Consider the following 5752-nt stretch of genomic DNA (forward strand, 5'->3'; position numbering starts at 1 on the left):
CGGTGACGGCCAGCATGCCGCCAGCGACCTGTCGCGCCTGCTCGACAGCGCCAACCGCCACCCCGGCTGCATCATCATCGGCGCGCGCCTGCGCAAGCGGGCGCTGCAACCCATCCACCGGCGGCTGGCCAATGAGTTCGGCGACTGGGGCATCGCCTGGGGCACCGGCTACCAGGTCGCCGACAGCCAGAGCGGGCAGCGTTTCTATCCCGAGCAGGTACTCGCGCTGCAGGATATTCCCGGCGAAGGCTTCGTGTTTGAGGCACAGGTGGTGATTTCAGCCGCACGCCAGCTGGGCACGCGTTGCGTGTCGGTACCGATCGAGTCGCGCTACCAGAGCGCGAACAGCAGCGAACAGTTCCGCCGCAGCCACTTCCGCCCGCTCAGCGACCTGTACCGCATCACCAGCCACATCGTGCTGCAGGCCTTGCGTTACGGCCACATCCGCGCGGTGTACCGCGCCATCCAGGCCAATCCGCCGCTGATCGATGACCCCAGCGGCGAGTTCGGCCCTCCTGTTGCCGTGTCCAGCCCCCACCGGGAGCACGTATGAATTCTGCCGCCACTGATGTCCTGATCATGGGTGGCGGCCTGGCCGGCCTCAGCCTCGCCATCCAGCTCAAACAACGCGATCCGTCACTGGCGGTGACGGTCATCGAACGCCGCGCCCATCCGGTGCGGGAAGCGGCCTTCAAGGTCGGCGAATCGACGGTGGAAATCGGCGCGCACTATTTCGCCAACGTGCTCGGTTTCAAGGACCACCTGGAAAACCGGCATATCCGCAAGTTCGGGTTCCGCTTCTTCTTCTCCGAAGGCCAGCACGATATGGCCGCCTGCACCGAACTGGGCGTCAGCCGCTTGCTGCCAACGCCCTCGTGGCAGCTTGATCGTGGCCGCTTCGAGAACTTCCTCGGCGAACAGGCTGTCGCGCTCGGGGTGCGGTTCCTGGATGAGGCGGTGGTACGCGGCATCGAGCTGGGTGAGGGCGCGGATTCCCACCAGGTCCGCTACGAACGCCAGCAGCAGACCACGACACTGCACGCGCGCTGGCTGGTCGATGCCAGCGGCCGCGCCGGGCTGCTCAAGCGCAAGCTGGATCTGGCGCAGGCCAACGCACATGAAGCCAATGCGGTGTGGTGGCGGGTCGATGGCCACATCGATCCCAACCAGTGGAGTGATGATCCGCAGTGGCAACAGCGCTGCACACCGCCGGACCGCTGGCGTTCGACCAATCACCTGTGTGGCCCGGGCTACTGGTTCTGGCTGATTCCGCTGTCCTCCGGCGCACATTCACTGGGCATTGTCTGCGATGCCGCGATGCATCCGCTGGAGCGGATGAACACCCATGAGAAAGCCATGGCCTGGCTGCAGCAACACCAGCCGCAGATGGCCGCCACCTTGCAGCAGCCACAGCACACGCTGCAGGATTTCCTGTTCCTGCGCAAATTCTCCTATGGCTGCAAGCAGGTGTTCTCGGCCGACCGCTGGGCGCTGACCGGCGAGGCCGGGCTGTTCCTGGATCCGTTCTATTCGCCCGGCAGCGACTTCATCGCCATCAGCAACGGCTATATCTGCGACCTGATCGAACGCGACCGCAAGCAGCAGACGTGGGCGCCGTATGCGGAGATCTACCAGCAGGTGTACTTCTCTTTTTACGAGAACACCCTGACCCTGTATCAGGACCAGTACCCGCTGTTTGGCGATGCCCAGGTCATGCCGGTCAAGGTGATCTGGGATTACACCTACTACTGGGCATTGCTGGCCCCGCTGTATTTTGCCGACAAGCTCACCGACATCGGGCTGCTGGGACGGATAAGGGACCTGTTCCAGCAGGCCCGGGCCCTCAACCTCGGTATGCAGGCGCTGTTGCGCGACTGGGGCGCGCGCAACCAAGGTCCATTGCGCCCGGATGGCCGCCTGCTCGACCAGCACGGCATCGACTGGTTCTACGCCATGAACCGCGCCCTGCACGAACAGACGCCCGTTGCCGACGAGGTGCTGGTGCAGCAGCTGCACGGCAATGTGCAGCGCATGCGCCAGCTGGCCGGCGAGGTGCTGGAACAGGCGCGCCTGCGTCACCCGCAGATCGACAGCCATGGCCTGGAAACCCTGGTCGCGGCAACGCCGGCCACCGCGCCGTCACTGGCCCCCCACTGGTACGGCTGAACCGGCCTCCGCGAGAAAGCCAATGTCACATACCCCGTTGTTGCTGCAGCTGCTGGTGATCCTGGCGGTCGCTCGCCTGTGCGGTCTGCTGCTGCGTTATCTGGGCCAGCCGCCGGTGATCGGCGAGATGGCCGCCGGCATCGTGCTCGGCCCGATCGTGCTGGGCGCCGCATTTCCGGGCTTCCACGCCACGCTGTTCGCACCGGCCTCGCTGCCCGCGCTGTCGGCGCTGTCGACACTGGGACTGGTGCTTTTCATGTTCATCGTCGGTGCCGAATTGCGCGCGCCCGACGGTGTGCGTGCGCAGCTGCGCAGCGCCGGCTGGGTCGGCATCCTCAGCGTCCTGCTGCCGATGGCGATGGGCATCGGCATCGCGCCGTGGCTGCATCCGACGCTGGCCCCGGCCGGCGTCGGCTTCTGGCCGTTCGCACTGTTCATGTCCGCGGCAATGTCGATCACCGCCTTCCCGATCATGGCACGCATTCTCAAGGAACGCGGCATGACCCATACCCGTATCGGACGGTTGTCGCTGTCGGCGGCCGCCATCGCCGATGTGTTCGCCTGGATGATGCTGGCGCTGGTGGTGGCGCTGATCGGTTCGGGCGAGGGCTACACGGGCTTTCTCAAGACCACCCTGGGCCTGGTACTGCTGTGCGCGCTGGTGTTCGGCGGCCTGCGTCCGCTGTTCGGCGGGCTGCTGCGACGCTACGCGGCCGACGGCGTGCCATCCGGGATGATGATGGCGGCGCTGTTGATCGGCGTGTTCGCCTGCGCCGCCACCACCCAATGGCTGCACCTGCATCCGGTGTTCGGCGCGTTCCTGTTCGGCGCCTGCCTGCCGCGCGACGACCGCCTGCTCAAGAGCCTGATCGAGCGGCTTGAACACGTGGCGGTGATCGTGCTGATGCCGGTGTTCTTCGCACTGGCCGGGCTGGACACCAGTGCCGACGCCTTTGTCGGGGCCGGGCTCGGTGCGCTGGCGCTGATCCTGGCCGCGGCGGTGCTGGGCAAAGTGCTGGGCGGCGCAGCCGGGGCCCGCATCGGCGGCTACCCCTGGCGGGATTCGTTTGCGGTGGGCTCACTGATGAACGCGCGGGCGCTGATGGAGCTGATCGTGATCAAGGTCGGGCTCGATGCCGGCCTGATTGGCCAGGAGCTGTTCACGCTGCTGCTGGTGATGGCAATCGTGACCACACTGATGACCGGGCCGTTGCTGACCCTGTTTGCCGGAAGGCGGCAACCGGCGTCGGGCACGCAAGGGCCTGGCCGCATCACGGAAACCAGCCCGCCCCGGTGAGGCGCGCCGGCCGGGCACTGCCGGGGCCGGAGGCAATCCACGCCGTCCGCCTCCATTACCGCAACGCCACTCAGCCCATGCCGCCGTTGATCCCGATCACCTGGCCGTTGATGTAACCGGCCGCATCGCTGCACAGGAAGGCGACCAGCGCGGCCACTTCCTGCGGCGTACCGGCGCGCGCGGCCGGCACCGTCTGTTTGATCAGCTCGGCGGGAAAGGCGTCGGCGGCCATCTGCCCTTCGATCACCCCGGGGGCGACCACGTTGACGCTGATGCCGCGGCTGGCCATCTCGCGCGCCAGTGACCGGGAGGCACCATGCAGGCCGGCCTTGGCCGCGGCGTAGTTGGTCTGGCCGCGATTGCCCAGCACCGCGGCTACCGAGGACACACTGACGATGCGGCCCCAGCGGGTGCGCGCCATCGGCAGCAGCAGCGGCTGGGTGACATGGAAGAAGCCGTGCAGTGACACCTCGATCACCCGGGTCCACTTGGCCGCGTCCATCCCGGCCATCGGCGCGTCGTCGTGGATGCCGGCGTTGTTGACGATGATCTGCACCGGGCCATCAGCCAGCAGCGCCTCCAGCGCCTGCGCGGTGGCTGCGCCATCGGCGACATCGAAGGCCACCGCCTGGGCACTGCCGCCGCTGGCGAGAATCTCCTGCACCACGGTTTGCGCGCGGGGAAGGTTGGCATTGGCATGCACGATCACATGGTGGCCGTCGGCCGCCAGCTGGCGGCAGATGGCGCCACCGAGGTCACCGCTGCCTCCGGTCACCAGGGCGCGTCGTGGAGTAGAGGTCATGGTCGAATCCGTGATCGGTCGAGAAAAAAGGAAATCATGCCAGCGGCTGCAGCATCACCGCAGCGCGGCCTTCGGCCAGCAGCTGGCCGGCATGCAGGATGCGGAAGCCGTACTGCTGGCTGGCCTCGGCTTCCACCAGCACCTGTGCATGCGCCTGGATCAGGCCGGGCAACTGGTCGATGCGCGACACATGCAGCTGCACATCACGCAGCGCCACCAGCACGCCTGGCGCCGCCCGGCCGCCGTGATCGCGGGCACGCAACCCGCCATGCACCGCCATCGCCTGCGCGCCGTATTCGCACAGATGGATGGCGCCCAGCTGCCCGTTGTGGCGCAGCGGATGTTCCGGGTCACGATGGCTGCCGGCCTGCAGCTGCACGCTGCCGGTATCCCAGTGAAGCACGCGGTCCCACAGGCACATGCCGCCCTGGTGCGGAATCATCGACAGGATCTGCTCACGCGTGACCATCGGCACTCTCCCGCGACGGATGACGCGATACCAGCAGCGCCAGCACGAAGTTGCACACCACTCCCAGAGCGACCGTGCTGCCAATGGCGCGCAACACCGGAATCGAGGACCACGCCAGCAGGCTGAACACCAGCAACGTCATCAGGCTGCAGACCAGCAGGCCATGCAGGGTGCGCAACTGGTCGGCATGGTTGTCGCCGGCATGCTCGAAGAACAGCCCGTAATCCAATCCCAGCCCGGCGGCCAGGATCAAGCCGATCAGGTGGAACAGGTTCAGTTCAACACCGCAGCCGCGCAGCAGCGCCAGCACCAGCAGCGTGCTCAGCGCCATCGGCAACAACACCCGCCATACCCGCCACGGCGAGCGTAACGCCAGCCAGACGGTGGCGGTCAGCAGCACCATCGCCACCGCCAGCGCCAGCAGCACGCGGCCGCGGTAGGCAGCCACCAACGTTTCGGAGGCATGCTTCATGTCCAGCAGCTCGGCGCCGTGGGCACGCGCGGCGCTGGCCACGGCTTCCACGTCGTGCAGCCCGCCCAGCGAGACCAGCGCAGTGGCATGATCCGGGCCCTGCAGCAGCAAGCCCCCCACCGCGGTCGCCAAGGGCGTGCCCTCCAGATCGGCGGGCTGCAACGGCGGCGCGCTGCGGGCCTGCTGCAGATCCCGCACAAACGGCGCGAAGGCATCGGCGCGGAACGGGGTCTCGGTGACCGCGGTATCCAGCGCATGTTGCACGGTGGCGGTGTCGGGCAATTGCGCCTGGCGCCTGCGCTGGGTCGCGGCGCTGGGCAGGTAGCGCGCCGCCATGTCATAGCTGTCCAGCGCGCCTTCGCCCACCAGTTGCTCCAGGGAAGGGCGCAGCTGTTCCGAAGCCGCCAGCACTGCCTGTGCATTTTCGCCACGCAGGGTCAGCACATAGCGCACGTCTGGCGCGCCCAGCTCTTTGCGCAACTCGGCATCGCGCTGCAGATCCTGCGGATCGACCGGGGTCAGCCGCCCCAGATCGTTCTGCCAGAA

The 5752-nt window shown here is 67.3% G+C and carries 6 protein-coding genes; 3 read left to right on the forward strand and 3 right to left on the reverse strand.

Translation table 11 applies throughout. The features are described from left to right. The 3 genes from JCM9942_RS09930 to JCM9942_RS09940 form a co-directional block, all read left to right on the forward strand. The coding region (locus JCM9942_RS09930; protein WP_484600222.1) for a glycosyltransferase family protein at nucleotides 1-553 on the forward strand (553 nt) is incomplete at its 5' end. Next, complete coding sequence (locus JCM9942_RS09935; RefSeq protein WP_054659384.1) at nucleotides 550-2166, forward strand: NAD(P)/FAD-dependent oxidoreductase; 1617 nt, start codon at nucleotides 550-552, stop codon at nucleotides 2164-2166. The genes JCM9942_RS09930 and JCM9942_RS09935, both read left to right, overlap by 4 nt. Nucleotides 2167-2188: 22 nt before the next feature. Then, nucleotides 2189-3463 carry a cation:proton antiporter gene (locus tag JCM9942_RS09940; protein ID WP_054659386.1) on the forward strand — a complete coding sequence of 425 codons (1275 nt, stop codon included), beginning with the start codon at nucleotides 2189-2191 and terminating at the stop codon, nucleotides 3461-3463. A 70-nt stretch (nucleotides 3464-3533) separates the two neighbouring features. Here the strand turns inward: JCM9942_RS09940 and fabG are convergent, their stop codons facing one another. From fabG to JCM9942_RS09955, 3 genes are all read right to left on the reverse strand, one after another. Then, complete coding sequence (fabG, locus tag JCM9942_RS09945; RefSeq protein ID WP_054659388.1) at nucleotides 3534-4265, reverse strand: 3-oxoacyl-ACP reductase FabG; 732 nt, start codon at nucleotides 4263-4265, stop codon at nucleotides 3534-3536. 34 nt (nucleotides 4266-4299) lie between these two features. Continuing rightward, nucleotides 4300-4734 carry a hotdog family protein gene (locus JCM9942_RS09950; protein ID WP_054659390.1) on the reverse strand — a complete coding sequence of 145 codons (435 nt, stop codon included), beginning with the start codon at nucleotides 4732-4734 and terminating at the stop codon, nucleotides 4300-4302. Next, nucleotides 4721-5752 (reverse strand): MMPL family transporter (locus JCM9942_RS09955; protein ID WP_425478342.1); only part of this gene is annotated, 1032 nt, incomplete at its 5' end. The genes JCM9942_RS09950 and JCM9942_RS09955, both read right to left, overlap by 14 nt.

Origin of the sequence: Stenotrophomonas pictorum JCM 9942, from assembly GCF_001310775.1 — a bacterium.
GTDB classification, from domain to species: Bacteria; Pseudomonadota; Gammaproteobacteria; order Xanthomonadales; family Xanthomonadaceae; genus Stenotrophomonas; species Stenotrophomonas pictorum.